The organism is Streptomyces sp. NPDC005803, assembly GCF_040630435.1.
GTDB lineage: Bacteria > Actinomycetota > Actinomycetes > Streptomycetales > Streptomycetaceae > Streptomyces.
This window is the reverse complement of sequence record NZ_JBEXXO010000011.1, coordinates 50,390-65,908: the sequence shown is the minus strand read 5'-3', so window position 1 is coordinate 65,908 and position 15,519 is coordinate 50,390. Positions and strand designations below refer to the sequence as shown.

The 15,519-nt window shown below is 71.3% G+C and carries 17 protein-coding genes; 2 read left to right on the top strand and 15 right to left on the bottom strand.

Annotated features, from left to right (window positions below; genetic code table 11):
- Position 1: 1 nt before the first annotated feature.
- From ABZ454_RS17365 to ABZ454_RS17305, 13 genes are all read right to left on the bottom strand, one after another.
- A complete protein-coding gene (locus ABZ454_RS17365; RefSeq protein WP_359538848.1) occupies positions 2-925 on the bottom strand; it encodes an ABC transporter permease in 924 nt (307 codons plus the stop codon).
- A complete protein-coding gene (locus ABZ454_RS17360; protein ID WP_356312322.1) occupies positions 912-1,700 on the bottom strand; it encodes an ABC transporter ATP-binding protein in 789 nt (262 codons plus the stop codon). The genes ABZ454_RS17365 and ABZ454_RS17360 overlap by 14 nt, the downstream gene beginning before the upstream one ends.
- Before the next feature lie 33 nt (positions 1,701-1,733).
- Complete coding sequence (locus ABZ454_RS17355) at positions 1,734-2,849, bottom strand: aliphatic sulfonate ABC transporter substrate-binding protein (protein WP_359538845.1); 1,116 nt, start codon at positions 2,847-2,849, stop codon at positions 1,734-1,736.
- Positions 2,850-3,092: 243 nt separating this feature from the next.
- Entirely contained in the window at positions 3,093-4,436 is a 1,344-nt protein-coding gene (locus tag ABZ454_RS17350) for a GTP-binding protein (protein WP_359538843.1), read from the bottom strand.
- A 1-nt stretch (position 4,437) separates the two neighbouring features.
- Positions 4,438-5,373, bottom strand: a complete 936-nt coding sequence (gene cysD, locus ABZ454_RS17345) for a sulfate adenylyltransferase subunit CysD (protein ID WP_356312331.1) — start codon at positions 5,371-5,373, stop codon at positions 4,438-4,440.
- A complete protein-coding gene (gene cysC / locus ABZ454_RS17340; protein WP_356312334.1) occupies positions 5,370-5,939 on the bottom strand; it encodes an adenylyl-sulfate kinase in 570 nt (189 codons plus the stop codon). The genes cysD and cysC overlap by 4 nt, the downstream gene beginning before the upstream one ends.
- A complete protein-coding gene (locus tag ABZ454_RS17335) occupies positions 5,939-6,655 on the bottom strand; it encodes a phosphoadenylyl-sulfate reductase (RefSeq protein WP_359538839.1) in 717 nt (238 codons plus the stop codon). The genes cysC and ABZ454_RS17335 overlap by 1 nt, the downstream gene beginning before the upstream one ends.
- Positions 6,652-6,831: a hypothetical protein gene (locus ABZ454_RS17330; protein ID WP_359538837.1), complete on the bottom strand. Its 180-nt coding sequence runs from the start codon at positions 6,829-6,831 to the stop codon at positions 6,652-6,654. The genes ABZ454_RS17335 and ABZ454_RS17330 overlap by 4 nt, the downstream gene beginning before the upstream one ends.
- Entirely contained in the window at positions 6,828-8,525 is a 1,698-nt protein-coding gene (locus ABZ454_RS17325; protein ID WP_359538835.1) for a nitrite/sulfite reductase, read from the bottom strand. The genes ABZ454_RS17330 and ABZ454_RS17325 overlap by 4 nt, the downstream gene beginning before the upstream one ends.
- A gap of 113 nt (positions 8,526-8,638) precedes the next feature.
- Positions 8,639-8,722 carry a putative leader peptide gene (locus ABZ454_RS17320; protein ID WP_309486338.1) on the bottom strand — a complete coding sequence of 28 codons (84 nt, stop codon included), beginning with the start codon at positions 8,720-8,722 and terminating at the stop codon, positions 8,639-8,641.
- Between the two features lie 160 nt (positions 8,723-8,882).
- Positions 8,883-9,488, bottom strand: coding sequence for a GNAT family N-acetyltransferase (locus ABZ454_RS17315; RefSeq protein WP_356312346.1), 606 nt, complete (start codon positions 9,486-9,488; stop codon positions 8,883-8,885).
- Between the two features lie 80 nt (positions 9,489-9,568).
- The gene (locus ABZ454_RS17310; RefSeq protein WP_359539095.1) at positions 9,569-10,828 is read right to left on the bottom strand and encodes a GAF domain-containing protein; all 1,260 of its coding nucleotides are present in this window, start codon (positions 10,826-10,828) and stop codon (positions 9,569-9,571) included.
- 275 nt (positions 10,829-11,103) lie between these two features.
- Positions 11,104-12,741, bottom strand: coding sequence for an acyl-CoA dehydrogenase family protein (locus tag ABZ454_RS17305; protein WP_359538831.1), 1,638 nt, complete (start codon positions 12,739-12,741; stop codon positions 11,104-11,106).
- Between the two features lie 74 nt (positions 12,742-12,815).
- Between ABZ454_RS17305 and ABZ454_RS17300 the strand changes: the two genes are divergently transcribed.
- On the top strand, positions 12,816-13,928 hold the full coding sequence (locus ABZ454_RS17300; protein WP_359539092.1) for a YihY/virulence factor BrkB family protein: 1,113 nt from the start codon (positions 12,816-12,818) through the stop codon (positions 13,926-13,928).
- Between the two features lie 15 nt (positions 13,929-13,943).
- On the opposite strand, the gene ABZ454_RS17295 is transcribed toward ABZ454_RS17300, so the two are convergent.
- Positions 13,944-14,300 (bottom strand): CU044_2847 family protein, encoded by a 357-nt coding sequence (locus tag ABZ454_RS17295; RefSeq protein WP_359538829.1) that lies wholly within the window; start codon positions 14,298-14,300, stop codon positions 13,944-13,946.
- A 54-nt stretch (positions 14,301-14,354) separates the two neighbouring features.
- On the opposite strand from ABZ454_RS17295, the gene ABZ454_RS17290 reads away from it, so the two are divergent.
- Entirely contained in the window at positions 14,355-15,053 is a 699-nt protein-coding gene (locus ABZ454_RS17290) for a helix-turn-helix domain-containing protein (RefSeq protein WP_356312358.1), read from the top strand.
- Here ABZ454_RS17290 and ABZ454_RS17285 read toward each other — a convergent pair.
- Positions 15,050-15,448, bottom strand: a complete 399-nt coding sequence (locus ABZ454_RS17285) for a VOC family protein (protein ID WP_359538826.1) — start codon at positions 15,446-15,448, stop codon at positions 15,050-15,052. The genes ABZ454_RS17290 and ABZ454_RS17285 overlap by 4 nt on opposite strands.
- Positions 15,449-15,519: the final 71 nt, after the last annotated feature.

The following is a 15,519-nucleotide window of genomic DNA, read 5'->3' as shown; positions in this document are numbered from 1 at the left end:
CTCAGTTCTTGACGAGGAGACCGCGGCTGCGCAGCACCCACCGCTCCAGCGGACTGAAGATGAGCAGATCGATGGCGATGCCGACGAACAGGATCAGGATGATGGCGAGGAAGATCCCCGGCATGTCCGCGTTGTTACGCCCGTTCTCCAGCAACTGGCCCAGCCCCAGGCCGAGTTCAGGAGACGAGGCGATGATTTCGGCGGCCATCAACGAGCGCCAGGAGAACGCCCAGCCCTGCTTCAGACCGGCCAGGTAGCCCGGCAGGGCGGCCGGCATGACGATGAACCAGGTGCCCCGCAGGCCGGTCGCTCCCAGGGTCCGGCCCGCCCGGAGGAAGAGTGGCGGCACCTGGTCCACGCCGGACACCAGACCGTTGGCGATCGACGGCACCGCGCCCAGCAGGATGACCGCGTACATCATCGAGTCGTTCAGGCCGAGCCAGATCACGGCCGGTGCCACCCAGGCCACCGACGGCAGGGACTGCAGCCCGGACAGGATCGGGCCGATCGCGGCACGGATGAACTTCACCCGGGCCACCAGCAGACCCAGCGGGGTACCGATGGCGACCGAGAGCAGGAAGCCGAGCAGACCGCGCGAGACGCTGGTCCACACCACCTCCAGCAGGGTTCCCTGCCGCCACATGTCGCCGAGGCTGTCCCCGACCGCGGAGGGTGAGGGCAGCTTGTAGTCCTCGGTCACCTGCGCCCAGACGAGCAGTTGCCAGACGGCGATGACCAGGGCCACCGCCAGCAGCGGCGGCAGGACCTTGCGCAGCAGCACCTCGCGCACCGGGGTGCGGTGCACGTGCACGGCGTCCAGCGCGTCCAGCCCGGCCTCCAGACCGGCCAGGTCGTCCGGCTTCACCGCGTCCGGCCCGCTCCCGCCGGACCCCGGTGTGCCCGACGTGATTTCAGTGCTGGCCATGACGGCGGATCTCCCCACGCAGTTGTTCGGTGATCTCGACGGACAGTTCCGCCACGGCGGTGTCCTCGATGCGGCGCGGCTGCTCGATGCCGACCGTCCACTCCCGGGCGATCCGGCCCGGGCGGGACGACAGCAGCACTACGCGCTCGGCGAGCCGGACCGCCTCGCGCACGTTGTGCGTGACGAAGAGGACCGAGACGTTCGTCTCACGCCAGATCCGGGTCAGCTCGTCGTGCAGTACGTCCCGGGTGATGGCGTCGAGCGCGGCGAACGGCTCGTCCATCAGCAGCAGTTGACTGTCCTGGGCGAGCGCGCGAGCCATCGCGACCCGCTGCCGCATGCCGCCCGACAGCTCGTGCACCCGCTTGCCGTACGCCCCGCCCAGGCGCACCAGCTCCAGCAGCCGCTCCGCCTCGGTGCGGCGCTCCGACTTCGGCACGCCGCGCAGACGCAGCGCCAGTTCGATGTTCTTGCCCGCGGACAGCCACGGGAACAGGGCGTGCTCCTGGAACATCAGGGCCGGCCGCCCGCCGGGGGTCTCGATGGAGCCCCCGGTCGGGCGGTCGAGACCGGCCACCAGATTGAGCAGCGTCGACTTTCCGCACCCGGAGGCTCCCAGGAGGGTGACGAACTCGCCCGGGGCGACATCGAGCGTGATGTCGTCCAGGACCAGCTGCGCTCCCGTGGGTCCGGCGAAGGACTTCGAGACATGCGCGATACGGGCGGCGTGCCCGACCGAAACACGGTCCTCGGCCTTGGTGAGGGTGTTCGCCATGGTCGTCACCTCCTGGGGTCTTCGAGCGGCTGGTTACTTGACGCCGAGACCGGCGTCGGCGACCTCGGGCTTGCCCGCGGCCTTCAGGACCTTGTTCAGCGGCTTCAGGTCGTAGATGCCCTCGAGGTCGGGCTGCTCCAGCAGCCCGGCCTTCACCGCGTGCTCGGCCTGCGCGTCGAGCGTGGCGGCCAGCGGGTCGTCGGTGATCTGGATCGACTTCCAGGCCGGGTCGATGATCTCGGCCGGCAGCGCCTTGCCGGTGAGCTTCTTCAGCGCGGCGTTCGCCGATGCCTTCGCCTCGTCCGGGTTGGCGTTGATCCACGCGTTCGTGGTCACCGTGCCGCGCAGCACCGCCTCGACGACGTCGGGGTGCTCCTCGAGGAACTTCTGCGACACGATGATGTTCGTGATCACGAACTTGTCGTCGGGCCACAGCGTGGACTCGTTCAGCAGCTCCTTCGCCCCCTCGGCGACCAGCTTGGAGGCGGTCGGTTCGGGGACCCAGGCGCCGTCGATGGAACCCGACTTGTAGGCGTCCGGGGTCACCTTGTTGTCCGTGCGGACGACGGAGACGTCACCCTTGCCGCTCTGGGCGTCGACCTTCCAGCCCTTCTCGGAGATCCAGTTCAGGAAGGCCACGTCCTGGGTGTTGCCGAGCTGCGGGGTGGCGATCTTCTTGCCCTTGAGGTCGTCCAGGGTCTTGATCTTCTTCGGGTTGACGACCAGCTTCACCCCGCCGGAGGCGGAACCACCGATGATCCGCAGGTTCTTGCCCTTGGACTTGGTGTAACCGTTGATCGACGGCGAGGGGCCGATGAAACCGATGTCGATCGAGTCGGCGTTCAGCGCCTCGATCTCGGAAGGACCCGCGTTGAACGTCGAGGTCTTGAGCTGGGTTCCGCCGAGCTCCTTCTGGAACAGGCCCTTCTGGTCGCCCACGAGCGCCGTGGCATGCGTGAGGTTCGGGAAGTAACCGATCCGCACCGTGTCGGCGGAGAGCTTCTTTCCGTCGGCGGCGACGTTCGCCTTCTTCGCGTCGTCGTCCTTCGCCTCGGAGCCGTAGCCGCAGGCGGTGAGGACCACGGCGAGCAGCGGCAGGGCGGCGGCAGCGGCGATGCTGCGGCGAAGAGTGATACGGGGGGCAGACACGGGAGGTCTTCCTCTCGGAGGCCCGGAGCTCACGTCCCCCGGAAGTCCGGGGACGCGGCCGGGAGGTCGGCAGGTCTTCGTCTGAACTGGCGTAGCGGGCCGTGCGGGTGGTGTTGCCGGGCGCGCAGGCAGTGCGCGTACGTCAACGCGCACATCGCGCGACCCCGCCCTGGCCGCTGCCGAGGGCGCCGCTGCCGACACGGCCGCCCTCCTTCGCGAAGGTCGAGAAGACGTCGGGGTTCATCAGAAGTCCCACTCCGCGTCGTCGTCCGCCTCGGCGACGTCCTGCGTGACGGCGGCGAAGGAGGCGCCTGCCATGCCCGCGGTGAGGGTGGTTCCGTCGGCCGGGTCGATCAGCAGGAAGGAGCCGGTGCGGCGCGAGTCGGCGTACGCGTCGAGCGCGAGCGGCTCGGCGGTGCGGACGACGACGCGGCCGATGTCGTTGGCGACGAGCCGGCCGGGGGCCGGGTGCTGCGAGAGGTCGTCCAGGGTCAGCCGGGACGGGATGTCCTTGACGATCGCCTTGACCGTGCGGGTCGTGTGCTTGAGCAGCACCCGCTGGCCCACGGTGAGCGGCTGGTCAGCGACGTGGCAGACGGTCGCCTCGACGTCCTGGGTGACGGCGGGTGCGTCGTCGGCCGGCGCGATCAGGTCGCCGCGCGAGACGTCGATGTCGTCGGCCAGGCGGAGCGTGACCGACTGGGGGGCCCAGGCGATGTCCACGCTGTCGCCGAGCAGATCGATCCCGGCGATCGTCGACGTACGGCCGGAGGGCAGGACGGTGACGGGCTCGCCGACGCGGAACACGCCGGCGGCGATCTGACCTGCGTAGCCCCGGTAGTCGGGGTGCTCGGCCGTCTGCGGCCGGATCACGTACTGGACGGGGAAACGGGCGTGGCAGGCGGTGAGGTCGTGGCTGACCGGGACCGTCTCCAGGTGCTCCAGGACGGTCGGGCCGCCGTACCAGTCCATGTGCGCGGAGGGCTCCACGACGTTGTCGCCGGCCAGGGCGGAGATCGGGATCGCGGTGATCTCCGGCACGCCGAGGGAGGCCGCGTAGGCCGTGAACTCCTCGGCGATGGCGGCGAACACCGGCTCCGCGTAGTCGACCAGGTCCATCTTGTTGACGGCCAGGACGACGTGCGGGACGCGCAGCAGTGCGGCGACGGCGGCGTGCCGGCGGGTCTGCTCGACGACCCCGTTGCGCGCGTCGACCAGCACGACGGCCAGCTCGGCGGTGGAGGCGCCCGTGACCATGTTGCGGGTGTACTGCACGTGGCCCGGGGTGTCGGCGAGGATGAACCGGCGCCGGGGGGTGGCGAAGTAGCGGTAGGCGACATCGATGGTGATGCCCTGCTCGCGCTCGGCCCGCAGCCCGTCGGTCAGCAGCGCCAGGTCCGGCGTCTCCTGGCCACGGTTGCGTGAGGCGTGCTCGACGGCCTCCAGCTGGTCGGTGAGGACCGACTTGGAGTCGTGCAGGAGCCGGCCCACGAGGGTGGACTTGCCGTCGTCCACCGACCCCGCGGTGGCGAACCGCAGCAGGGTGGTGGTCGACAGCTGCTCGGCCAGCTGGGTGGGTGTGGTCATGTTAGAAGTACCCCTCGCGCTTGCGGTCTTCCATCGCGGCCTCGGACATCTTGTCGTCGGCGCGGGTCGCGCCCCGCTCGGTGAGCCGGGAGGCGGCGATCTCGGTGATCACGGCGTCCAGGGTGGTGGCGTCGGAGTCGACGGCACCGGTGCAGGACATGTCACCGACGGTGCGGTAACGCACCTGCCGGGTCTCGACCTTCTCGTGCTCCTTGGGGCCGCCCCAGTCGCCCGCGGTCAGCCACATGCCGGAACGGTTGAAGACCTCGCGCTCATGGGCGAAGTAGATCTGCGGGAGTTCGATGCCCTCGCGGGCGATGTACTGCCACACGTCCAGCTCGGTCCAGTTGGAGATCGGGAAGACCCGGACGTGCTCACCCGCGGCGTGCCGGCCGTTGTAGAGCTGCCACAGTTCGGGGCGCTGGCGGCGCGGGTCCCACTGGGAGAACTCGTCGCGCAGCGAGAAGACCCGCTCCTTGGCGCGCGCCTTCTCCTCGTCCCGTCGGCCGCCGCCGAACACCGCGTCGAAGCGAAGCCGCTGGATCGCCTCGGTCAGCGGCACGGTCTGCAGCGGGTTGCGGGTGCCGTCGGGGCGCTCGCGGAGCTTCCCGGCGTCGATGTACTCCTGGACGGAGGCGACGTGCAGCCGCAGTCCGTGCTCGGCGACCGTGCGGTCGCGGTACTCCAGCACCTCGGGGAAGTTGTGCCCGGTGTCCACGTGCAGCAGGGTGAACGGCACCGGTGCGGGCGCGAACGCCTTGAGCGCCAGGTGCAGCATCAGGATCGAGTCCTTGCCGCCGGAGAACAGGATGACCGGCCGCTCGAACTCGCCCGCCACCTCGCGGAAGATGTGCACCGCCTCGGACTCCAGGGAGTCCAGGTGGCTGAGTGCGTACGGATTGGCGGTGCCTTCCGACACAGTCGCGACGGTCGTCACGCTGCACCCCTCTCGCTCAGCAGCGCGTACAGCTCCGCCGCGGACTCCTGCACGGTCTGCTGGTGCGACTCGATCCGCAGATCGGGCGACTCGGGCGCCTCGTAGGGGTCGTCCACCCCGGTGAGCCCGCTGATCTCGCCCGCCGCCTGCTTGGCGTAGAGCCCCTTCACATCGCGTTCCGAGCACACCTCGACCGGAGTGGCGACGTGCACCTCCAGGTAGGCGGTGCCTTCGGCCTGGTGCCGCTTGCGGACCGCGTCCCGGCTGTCCGCGTACGGGGCGATGACCGGGACGAGCACCTTCACGCCGTTGGCCGCCAGGAGTTCGGCGACGAAGCCGATCCGCTGGACGTTGGTGTGCCGGTCCTCGCGGGAGAAGCCGAGGCCGGCGGAGAGGAACTCGCGGATCTCGTCGCCGTCGAGCACCTCCACCCGGTGGCCCTCGCCGCGCAGCCGGCCGGCGAGTTCGTAGGCGAGGGTGGTCTTGCCCGCGCTCGGCAGACCGGTCAGCCAGACGGTGGCTCCCGTCTCCGTCACGCTCATCGAAGTCTCCTGATCAGTCGTCATCAGTCGTGCAGCCCGCATTCGGTCTTGCCGCGCCCGGCCCAGCGGCCGGCCCGTGCGTCCTCGCCCTCCAGCACCCGCCGGGTGCAGGGGGCGCAGCCCACGGAGGCGTAACCGTCCATCAGCAGCGGGTTGGTGAGCACCCCGTGCTCGGCGACGTACGCGTCGACGTCGTCCTGGGTCCAGCGGGCGATCGGCGAGACCTTGACCTTCTGCCGCTTCTCGTCCCAGCCGACCACCGGGGTGTTCGCCCGGGTGGGGGACTCGTCGCGGCGCAGCCCGGTGGCCCAGGCCGTGTAGGCGGTCAGGCCCTCTTCCAGGGGCTTGACCTTGCGCAGCTTGCAGCAGAGGTCCGGGTCGCGGTCGTGCAGCTTCGCCCCGTACTCGGCGTCCTGCTCGGCCACGGTCCGGCGCGGGGTCAGCGTGATGACGTTGACGTCCATCACCGCCTCCACCGCGTCACGCGTGCCGATCGTCTCGGGGAAGTGGTAGCCCGTGTCGAGGAAGACGACGTCCACCCCGGGCAGCGCCCGGGAGGCGAGGTGGGCGACGACCGCGTCCTCCATCGACGACGTCACGCAGAACCGCGCGCCGAAGGTCCGGGTCGCCCACTGCAGGATCTCCAGCGCGGAGGCGTCCTCCAGCTCCGCGCCCGCGCGCTCGGCCAGGTCCTTGAGCTCGGCCGCGGAAAGCTCTCCGGCTTGCAGAGTGTCCGTCATATCCCGTCCTCTTCACCGTTGTTGCGCTCCAGTCCCCGGGCCAGCAGGCCCAGGAACTTCAGCTGGAACGCCCGGTTGCAGGAGCCGCATTCCCAGGCCCCGTGCCCCGTCTCGTGCGGACGCAGGTCCTCGTCGCCGCAGTAGGGGCAGTGGAACGGTGCCGCGCGCTCGCTCATGACAGCGACTCCGCACTGGCCCGGGCCGCCCAGGTCGCGAAGCGCTCGTCGGCCTCGCGCTCCTTCTGGAAGTTCCCGAGCACCCGCTCGACATAGTCGGGCAGTTCGGCCGAAGTGACCTTCAGGCCGCGGACCTTGCGGCCGAAGCCGGCCTCCAGGCCGAGCGCGCCGCCCAGGTGCACCTGGTAGCCCTCCACCTGGTTGCCCTCGTCGTCCAGCATGAGCTGGCCCTTGAGGCCGATGTCCGCGGTTTGGATGCGGGCGCAGGCGTTGGGGCAGCCGTTGATGTTGATGGTGAGCGGCTCGTCGAACTCCGGGAGGCGGCGCTCCAGTTCGTCGATGAGGGCGGCGCCGCGCGCCTTGGTCTCGACGATCGCCAGCTTGCAGTACTCGATGCCGGTGCAGGCCATCGTGCCCCGCCGGAACGTGGACGGCTTCACCTGGAAGCCGAGCGCCTCCAGGCCGGCGGACAGGGACTCGACCCGGTCCTGTTCCACGTCGAGGATGATCATCTTCTGTTCGACGGTGGTCCGCACCCGGCCGGAGCCGTGCTCCTGCGCGAGGTCGGCGATCTTGGCGAGGGTGGAACCGTCGACCCGTCCGACCCGGGGTGCGAACCCCACGTAGAACCGGCCGTCCTGCTGCGCGTGGACGCCGATGTGGTCGCGCCAGCGGCTGCTGGGCTCCGCGGGCGCGGGTCCGTCCAGCAGCGGGCGCTTGAGGTACTCGTCCTCCAGCACCTGACGGAACTTCGCGACGCCCCAGTCGGCCACCAGGAACTTCAGCCGGGCGCGGTTGCGGAGGCGGCGGTAGCCGTAGTCGCGGAAGATCCCCACGACACCGGCCCACACGTCGGCGACCTCGTCCAACGGCACCCAGGCGCCCAGGCGTTCGGCCAGCCGCGGGTTGGTGGAGAGGCCGCCGCCGACCCAGAGGTCGAAGCCGGGGCCGTGCTCGGGGTGCTCGACACCGACGAACGCGATGTCGTTGATCTCGTGCACCACGTCCTGCACGGGGGAGCCGGAGATGGCGGTCTTGAACTTCCGCGGCAGGTTGGAGAACTCCGGGCTGCCGATGTAGCGCTCGTGGATCTCGTCCAGCGCCGGGGTGCCGTCGATGATCTCGTCGGCGGCGATGCCCGCCACCGGGGAGCCGATCATCGTACGGGGGCAGTCGCCGCACGCCTCGGTCGTGGAGAGCCCCACGGCCTCCAGCTTCTCCCAGATCGCCGGGACGTCCTCGATGCGGATCCAGTGCATCTGGACGTTCTGCCGGTCGGTGATGTCCGCACTGCCGCGGGCGTACTCCTCGGAGATCTCGCCGATGACGCGCAGCTGCGTGGTGGTCAGCCTGCCGCCGTCGATGCGGACCCGCATCATGAAGTACTTGTCCTCGAGCTCCTCGGGCTCCAGGACCGCCGTCTTGCCGCCGTCGATACCGGCCCGCCGCTGTGTGTACAGGCCCCACCAGCGCATGCGTCCGCGAAGGTCGTTGGGGTCGATCGAGTCGAACCCGCGCTTGGAGTAGATCGTCTCAATGCGTGTCCGCACGTTGAGACTGTCGTCGTCCTTCTTGAACTGCTCATTGCCGTTCAGCGGGGTGTAGTGCCCCAGGGCCCACTGGCCTTCGCCGCGGTGGCGCCCGGCCTTGCGGCGGGGCGCGGCGGGCGCGGGCTGTTCCGGGGTAGCGGCCATGACGGTACGTCCTTCGGGACTGCAGGAGGGCGGCTCTGAACTGCACACTCGCGTGAGGCGCGGCGGTGCGCAGGGCTTGCGGAGAAAGGTGGATCGCGGCGGCGCTGGGGCTCTCAGCTCGCCGGACAGATGGCGCTGGACATGCGGCCGAGGTCGACGTGGCGTCGACTCACCAAGGCAATTCCAGTTCCAGACATGACGGAAGCGTGTCACGCGGGTCTCGGAGCAGTCCACCACTATCCATGATGTGGACGGGACTGTCCCGGCAGGTGAGACTGTGTGGCGCCCGTCACGCAGGTGACGGGCACCTGGCAACCGGAAAACCGGACAACCATGTGCATTTCTTACGGGTGTTCCCTACGGGAGCGTCCGGCCGGACTCCGGCCACGGACCCGGGCTCGCGACCTCGGGCTCCAGCTCCGTCCTGGTGTCGAACAGCCGGAAGCCGCGGCGCAGGTAATTGCCCATGGCGTGCGGCCCGTCCTTGGAGCAGGTGTGCACCCACACCCGCTTCGTCGCCGGCCGCTCCGGCCACCGCTGGGCGAGGTCCCAGGCGCGCGCGACCCCGTACGAGAGCAGATGCCCGCCGATCCGGCGGCCCCGGAAGGCCGGGAGAAGGCCGAAGTACATGATCTCGACCACGCCGTCGTCCTGCGGGTCCAGCTCCACGTAACCGGCCGGTGTCCCGTTCACGTACGCCACCCAGGTCTCCGCGCCGGGACGGTCCAGCACGTCCTGCCATTGCGCGTACGTCATCGACAGCCGGTCCGTCCACTGGATGTCGCCGCCCACCGCCGTGTAGAGGAACCGGCTGAACTCGGGCAGCGGCACCTCGGACCGGACGATCCTCACGTCCGGCCCCGGCACGGCCGAGGGCTGGAGGTCGTCGGGGGAGGTCTGCTCCAGGGACCAGACGGTCACCTCGGCGAGGGCGGGGCCGGCGGGACGTTCGGGGTTGCTCATGACTGCAGACAACCATGCCGCGCCGCCCCGGCCCAAGGCGGTACCCGCGCGGGAGCACCACGGACCTGCGAGAACCGTGTTCACGAGGCGTCGCGCGCCGCCACCACGACCGGCGCCTTCGACCGCGGCAGCAGATCGGCCGGGTGCTCCGGATGGATCACCTCCACCTCGACCCCCTCCCCGAAGCGGTACGGGCGGTGCGCCAGCACCTCCGCGAGGTGGCGCCGCAGCCGCGAGATCTCGGCCCGGACCGTCACCGTCCTGGTCGGATCGCCGAAGAGGTCCTCCGCCAGCTCGGACGCCGTACGCCCCTCGGGGCGCGCGGCCAGCGCGTACAGCAGCTCGGCGTGGCGCGGGGACAGCCGCTGCGTCCACGTGCCCACCGGGCTCACCACGTTCACCGCCAGGGCACGCGGCAGGCGCAGATCCAGCACGACCCGGCGCGGCGGGCTGTCCATCGCGCCGTCCGCCACCTGCACCAGCCAGCCGCCCGGCAGCGGCTCGACCCGGCACATCCCGAGCGAGGGCAGCCACACCCGGCCCGGCTGCACGGACTTCGGCAGCGGCAGCCGGTCCACCGGCGGCATCCCGGTGACCGCCGCCAGCCAGCCGTTGCCGTCCACCGCCAGCGCCCGGCCCCCCAGCCGGCACAGTATCGGAGCCGCCACCGAGCGCAGCCGGTCGATCGACTGGAGATGGCGGGACCTGATCTCGTGCTCCGCCAGCCGGGCCACCGAACCGACCAGGGCGAGCGTCGTGGGGTGGAAGGTGCTCGCCGGACCGCTGATGTCGACGATCCCCATCAGCCGCCCGTCCCGGGGGTCGCGCACCGGGGCAGCCGCGCACGTCCACCCGTGCAGACTGCGGACGAAGTGCTCCGCGGAGTGGACCTGCACCGGGGCGCGCGAGGCGAGCGCGGTCCCGATCGCGTTGGTGCCGGTGATCTCCTCCGACCAGGCGGCGCCCTCCGCCAGGCAGATGTCGTCGGCCCGGCGCAGCACCCCCGTGTTGCCCTCGCGCCACAGCACCCGGCCCTCCACATCGGTGACGACCATGATCTGCTGCGAGGCGTCCGCGATGCTGACCAGCCCGTCGCTCAGCAGCGGCATCACCTCGCCCAGCGTGGAACTCCGGCGCCGGTGCTCGACCTCCTCCAGCTCCAGCAGGACGCTCTGGGTGGACTGCTCAGGATCGATGCCGCTGCGCAGCACCCGGTCCCACGAGGCCCCGATCTCGGCCCGCGGCCGGACCGGCATCCTCTGCCCCGCGAGCCGCGCCTCCCGCGCGCGGTGCAGCAGGCGCGTGGGCCGGTCGGTCTCCTGCGCGGCCGGCCGCGTCATGTCGACAGGACCTGTCTCCACGTCGGTTCCCCCTAGGTACCGGCCCCCGGACCGTGCCAAGGGCCACGGCGTCCATCCTGCCGCCTCGGCGGCCCCGGTGTCGCAACTCCACACAATGGTTGCAACCCTCTGCAACTCTGGCGAGGGCCCTGCGACGGTACAAGAGTGGCGGTACACCGCACGGCGGGGCTTCGGCCCCGGAGTCCGGTGAGTACAGCATGGGGGGTGGTGCCGTGTCGGCGCAGCACCACCCCCCGTTGCTGGCTCCGCCCCCCTCAGCGCTCCACCGGCCGGGCCCGTTCCACCACCGACGCCAGGTCCAGGGTGTGCGGCAGCGTCCCGAAGGCCGAGCCCCGGTCCCCGCCCAGGCGTGACGCGCAGAACGCGTCGGCGACCTCCGGCGGAGCCCAGCGCACCAGCAGCGACCCCTGCAGCACCAACGCCATCCGCTCCACCAGCCGCCGGGCGCGCGCCTCGATCCCCTGCAGATCGGCGAGCTCCGTCAGCAGGTCCTTGATCGCCCCGTCGAGCCGGTGGTCGCCGCCGCGCGCCCGCCCGACCTCCTGGAGGAAGGCGTTCAGCGCCGGCGGCTCGCGCCGCAGGGCGCGCAGCACGTCCAGCGCCTGCACGTTGCCCGAGCCCTCCCAGATCGAGTTGAGCGGCGCCTCGCGCAGCAGCCGGGGCATGCCCGACTCCTCCACGTAACCGTTGCCGCCCAGGCATTCCAGCGCCTCGGCCACCAGCGGGGTGCACCGCTTCGTCACCCAGTACTTCGCCGTGGGCACCGCGATGCGCAGGAACGCCGACTCGGCCTCGGTCCCGGTGTCGTACGCGGCCGCGAGCCGCATCGCCAGGACCGTCGCGGCCTCCGACTCCAGCGCCAGATCGGCCAGCACGTTGCGCATCAGCGGCTTGTCGACCAGCACCCCGCCGAAGGCGCGGCGGTACGTGGCGTGGTGGACCGCCTGCGCCACCGCCTGCCGCATCAGCGCCGCCGAGCCGGTCACACAGTCCAGCCGGGTCGCCGCCACCATGCCGATGATGGTGCGCACCCCGCGCCCCTCCTCACCGATCCGGCGTGCCCAGGTACCGTCGAACTCGACCTCCGCCGAGGCGTTGGACCGGTTGCCCAGCTTGTCCTTGAGCCGCTGGATCGCGAACACGTTGCGCGTGCCGTCCGGCAGCACCCGGGGCAGCAGGAAGCACGTCAGCCCGCCGGGAGCCTGCGCCAGCACCAGGAAGCCGTCGGACATCGGCGCCGAGCAGAACCACTTGTGCCCGGTGAGCAGGTACTCCCCCTCCCCGGCCAGGGGCTCGGCGCGCGTGGTGTTGGACCGCACGTCGGTGCCGCCCTGCTTCTCGGTCATGCCCATCCCGAGGAGCGCCCCGCCCTTCTGCGCGGCAGGCCGCAGCTCCTGCTCGTACACGCGCGAGGTCAGCAGCGGCTCCCACTCGGCGGCCACCGCCGGATCGGTCCGCAGCGCGGGCACCGCCGCATGTGTCATGGACAGCGGGCACCCGTGACCCGCCTCGGCCTGCGTCCATACCAGGAAGCCGGCGGCCCGGCGCACATGCCCGCCGGGCCGGTCCCAGGCATCGGTGAGGCCCGCGGTGACGGCGTGGCCGAGCAGCCGGTGCCAGGCCGGGTGGAACTCCACCTCGTCGACGCGGTGCCCGTAGCGGTCATGGGTCCGCAGTCTCGGCGGATTCTCGTCGGCCTGCACCGCCCATTCCGCGGCCTGGGCGGATCCGGCGGACCGGCCGAGCTCGGAGAGCCCGCTCCGGGCGTCGTCGAGCCCGGCCGCCGGGAGGTGCCGCTCCACGGCTTCGGTGAGCACCCGGTCCGCGCCGAAGACGTCGTAGCCGAGGAGGGGAGGGGCCTGGTTGGACACTGTGTGGGTGGTGGCTGCCATGCCGATACGGTAAGGACGTGCAGGCAGCAAATGAAACACCCGAGCGGCCACCGGGCCGGCTCCACCGGGCCAGAGTGCTCTATCGCAACGTGTCCAAGCGGCAGCTGGCCTGGCAGTTGCTGAAGGACACCGTGAACTCGTGCATGGAGTACCGCATTCTGGGACTCGCCGCCGAGGCGGCGTTCTTCACTCTGCTGTCCCTGCCCCCGCTGCTCCTCGGGCTGATCGGCCTGCTCGGTTACGTCGACGAGTGGACCAGCACCACCACGGTCGCCTCCATCGAGCGCAACATCCTCAGCGCCGCCCACACGGTGCTCTCCGAGCGCGGTGTCAACGACTTCGCCAAACCGCTCCTGGCGGACGTCACCACCGGGGCCCGGCCCGATGTCATCTCGATCGGTTTCGCGATCGCGCTCTGGTCCGGTTCGCGCGCGGTCAACGTCTTCATCGACACGATCACGGTGATGTACGGGCTCGACGGGCAGCGCGGCATCGTCAAGACCCGGATGCTCGCCTTCCTGCTGTACGTGGTGGCGCTGCTGCTGGGCGCGGTCGTGCTGCCGCTGCTGGTGGTCGGCCCCGACCGGGTCGTGGAGTTCATCCCCTGGGGCACCGAGGTCATAAGCGTCCTGTACTGGCCCCTGGTGATACTGCTCTCCATCGCCTTCCTGACCACGCTCTACCACGTGTCCGTGCCCGTCCGCTCGCCCTGGATAGAGGACATGCCGGGCGCCCTGATGGCGCTGGCGATGTGGGTGGTCGGCAGCTTCCTGCTGCGGATCTACCTCACCAGCACGGTCGAGGGGCCCACGATCTACGGGTCACTGGCCGCCCCGATCGCGGTACTGCTGTGGATCGGCATCTCCGCGTTCGCGGTGCTGGTGGGCGCCGCCGTCAACGCGGCCATCGACCGGGTGTGGCCGTCGGTGGCGACGGCGGCGGCCCGTGCCGCCAACGACCGGGTGCGCGCGGTCCAGGCGGCCGAGTTCGTGGCCCGCGCGCAGGCGGAGAGCCGGTACGGCGTCCCGGACGACGACGGGGACGACGTCGACGACGGGGACAGCCCGTACATGCCGTCCGAGTTCCCGGAACGGTGGTCGCGGTTCCTGCCGCCGGACGACGTGAAGTCCCGGCTGCAGCCGACCCGCGAGAAGGAGTCGGACAAGCCGCAGCCGCACGGCGAGTGAGCGGCGGGAACGGTGTCAGCCGGTGGCGGGCGGCGCCGGCGGCGCCGCGGGGGACGAGTCCGGCGACCATGACAGCTTGACCGTCAGATGGCCCTCCAGCGCACTCTTCGCGATCACCGCCCCGGCCTCGGCGGTGATCTTCACACCGAATTCGAGCTCCACCCCGTCCGGCTTCAGGGTGCCGTCCCGGAACACCGCGAGCGCCGACTCGGCCGCCGACCGGATGCCCTCCAGGGCCTGGTCGAAGGTGCGCTCCGCCCGGGCCAGCGCATGACCGTCCCGGGCGACCAGCTGCGCGCCCGGAGCGTGCCGGTCGACCTCGACCGTCACCGTCTCGCCGCTGTCGGTGGTGAACTGCATCAGTGCCGCCATGACCGCCCCCGGGTGCCCGCTCCGCTCGCTCCGTCAGTGCACGACACTAGTGCCATGGGCGACCGGTACGAAGAGCGCGCGTCGCGGGTGGACGGTGCGAAGGTCTGGACCCTGACGGTGCCGCGGGGTTCGGTCCACCCGGTGCTCCCCGACGGCTGCATGGACCTGCTCTGGACCGGCGGCCGGCTCCTCGTCGCGGGCCCGGACACCCGCGTACAGCCCCCGACGGGAACGCACGGCGGCAGCTACGCGGGCATCCGCTTCGCCCCTGGCACGGCCCCCGCCCTGCTGGGCGTGCCGGCGCACGAACTGCGGGACCGCCGCGTCGCCCTGGCCGATCTGTGGCCGGCGGCCCAGGTCAGGGAGCTCACCGAGCGGGTCGCCGGCGCCGCCGATCCGGCCGCCGCACTGGACGGCATCGCCGTGCGCCGGGCAGCGGACACCGAGCCGCCGGACCCGGCGATGCGGTCCGTCGCCGCCCAGCTGGACAGCGGACGCACCGTCGCGCAGACGGCACGGACGGTCGGCCTCGGGCCCCGTCAGCTGCACCGCCGCTCGCTGGCCGCCTTCGGGTACGGCCCGAAGACGCTCGCCCGGGTGCTGCGGCTGCAACGGGCGCTGGCGCTCGTACGGACCGGGACACCGTACGCCGAGGCCGCGCTCGCGGCGGGCTGCGCCGACCAGGCCCACCTCGCGCGGGAGATGCGCGAACTGGCCGGCACCACCCTGACCGGGTACTTCGGCCCGCCCTAAGGGCCGTCGGCCGCGGCGAACAACGACACCGCGCAGCCGTCCGGATCGAGGACCACCGCGTACCGCTGCCCCCAGACCGCGTCCCAGGGCTTCAGACGGCCCCGGTATCCGGCGCCGGTCAGGTCGTCGTACACGGCGTCGACCTCCGCCGGGCTGTCGCAGAGGAAGGCGAGCCCCAGCCGCTCCCCGCCGTTCGCCCCGGCCCACTCCGGGTCGAAGGAGCGGACGACGTCCTCCGTGTCCCACAGCAGTCGTCGACCGCCCGGCAGCGTCACCTCGACATGGGGTGCGGATTGCGCGTCGGCGGGGATGTCGAGGCCGAGCCGGCGGTAGAAGGCGAGCGAAGCGGCCAGATCCGCGGTGGTGATGCCGATCGCGTCGAGTCGTGGAGTCATGCCGCGACCGTACGAAGGAACCCGCTGCCGGGTCTTGTACGAATCGGTCGTCACCCAGCCCGCGGGCGAGG

Bases quoted from the DNA above. Each gene is read 5' to 3' on its own strand.
- ABZ454_RS17365 (WP_359538848.1), bottom strand. From the start codon at position 925: ATGGCCAGCACTGAAATCACGTCGGGCACACCGGGGTCCGGCGGGAGC.
- ABZ454_RS17360 (WP_356312322.1), bottom strand. From the start codon at position 1,700: ATGGCGAACACCCTCACCAAGGCCGAGGACCGTGTTTCGGTCGGGCAC.
- ABZ454_RS17350 (WP_359538843.1), bottom strand. From the start codon at position 4,436: ATGACCACACCCACCCAGCTGGCCGAGCAGCTGTCGACCACCACCCTG.
- cysC (WP_356312334.1), bottom strand. From the start codon at position 5,939: ATGACGACTGATCAGGAGACTTCGATGAGCGTGACGGAGACGGGAGCC.
- ABZ454_RS17335 (WP_359538839.1), bottom strand. From the start codon at position 6,655: ATGACGGACACTCTGCAAGCCGGAGAGCTTTCCGCGGCCGAGCTCAAG.
- ABZ454_RS17330 (WP_359538837.1), bottom strand. From the start codon at position 6,831: ATGAGCGAGCGCGCGGCACCGTTCCACTGCCCCTACTGCGGCGACGAG.
- ABZ454_RS17325 (WP_359538835.1), bottom strand. From the start codon at position 8,525: ATGGCCGCTACCCCGGAACAGCCCGCGCCCGCCGCGCCCCGCCGCAAG.
- ABZ454_RS17320 (WP_309486338.1), bottom strand. From the start codon at position 8,722: ATGTCTGGAACTGGAATTGCCTTGGTGAGTCGACGCCACGTCGACCTC.
- ABZ454_RS17315 (WP_356312346.1), bottom strand. From the start codon at position 9,488: ATGAGCAACCCCGAACGTCCCGCCGGCCCCGCCCTCGCCGAGGTGACC.
- ABZ454_RS17310 (WP_359539095.1), bottom strand. From the start codon at position 10,828: ATGACGCGGCCGGCCGCGCAGGAGACCGACCGGCCCACGCGCCTGCTG.
- ABZ454_RS17305 (WP_359538831.1), bottom strand. From the start codon at position 12,741: ATGGCAGCCACCACCCACACAGTGTCCAACCAGGCCCCTCCCCTCCTC.
- ABZ454_RS17295 (WP_359538829.1), bottom strand. From the start codon at position 14,300: ATGGCGGCACTGATGCAGTTCACCACCGACAGCGGCGAGACGGTGACG.
- ABZ454_RS17290 (WP_356312358.1), top strand. From the start codon at position 14,355: ATGGGCGACCGGTACGAAGAGCGCGCGTCGCGGGTGGACGGTGCGAAG.
- ABZ454_RS17285 (WP_359538826.1), bottom strand. From the start codon at position 15,448: ATGACTCCACGACTCGACGCGATCGGCATCACCACCGCGGATCTGGCC.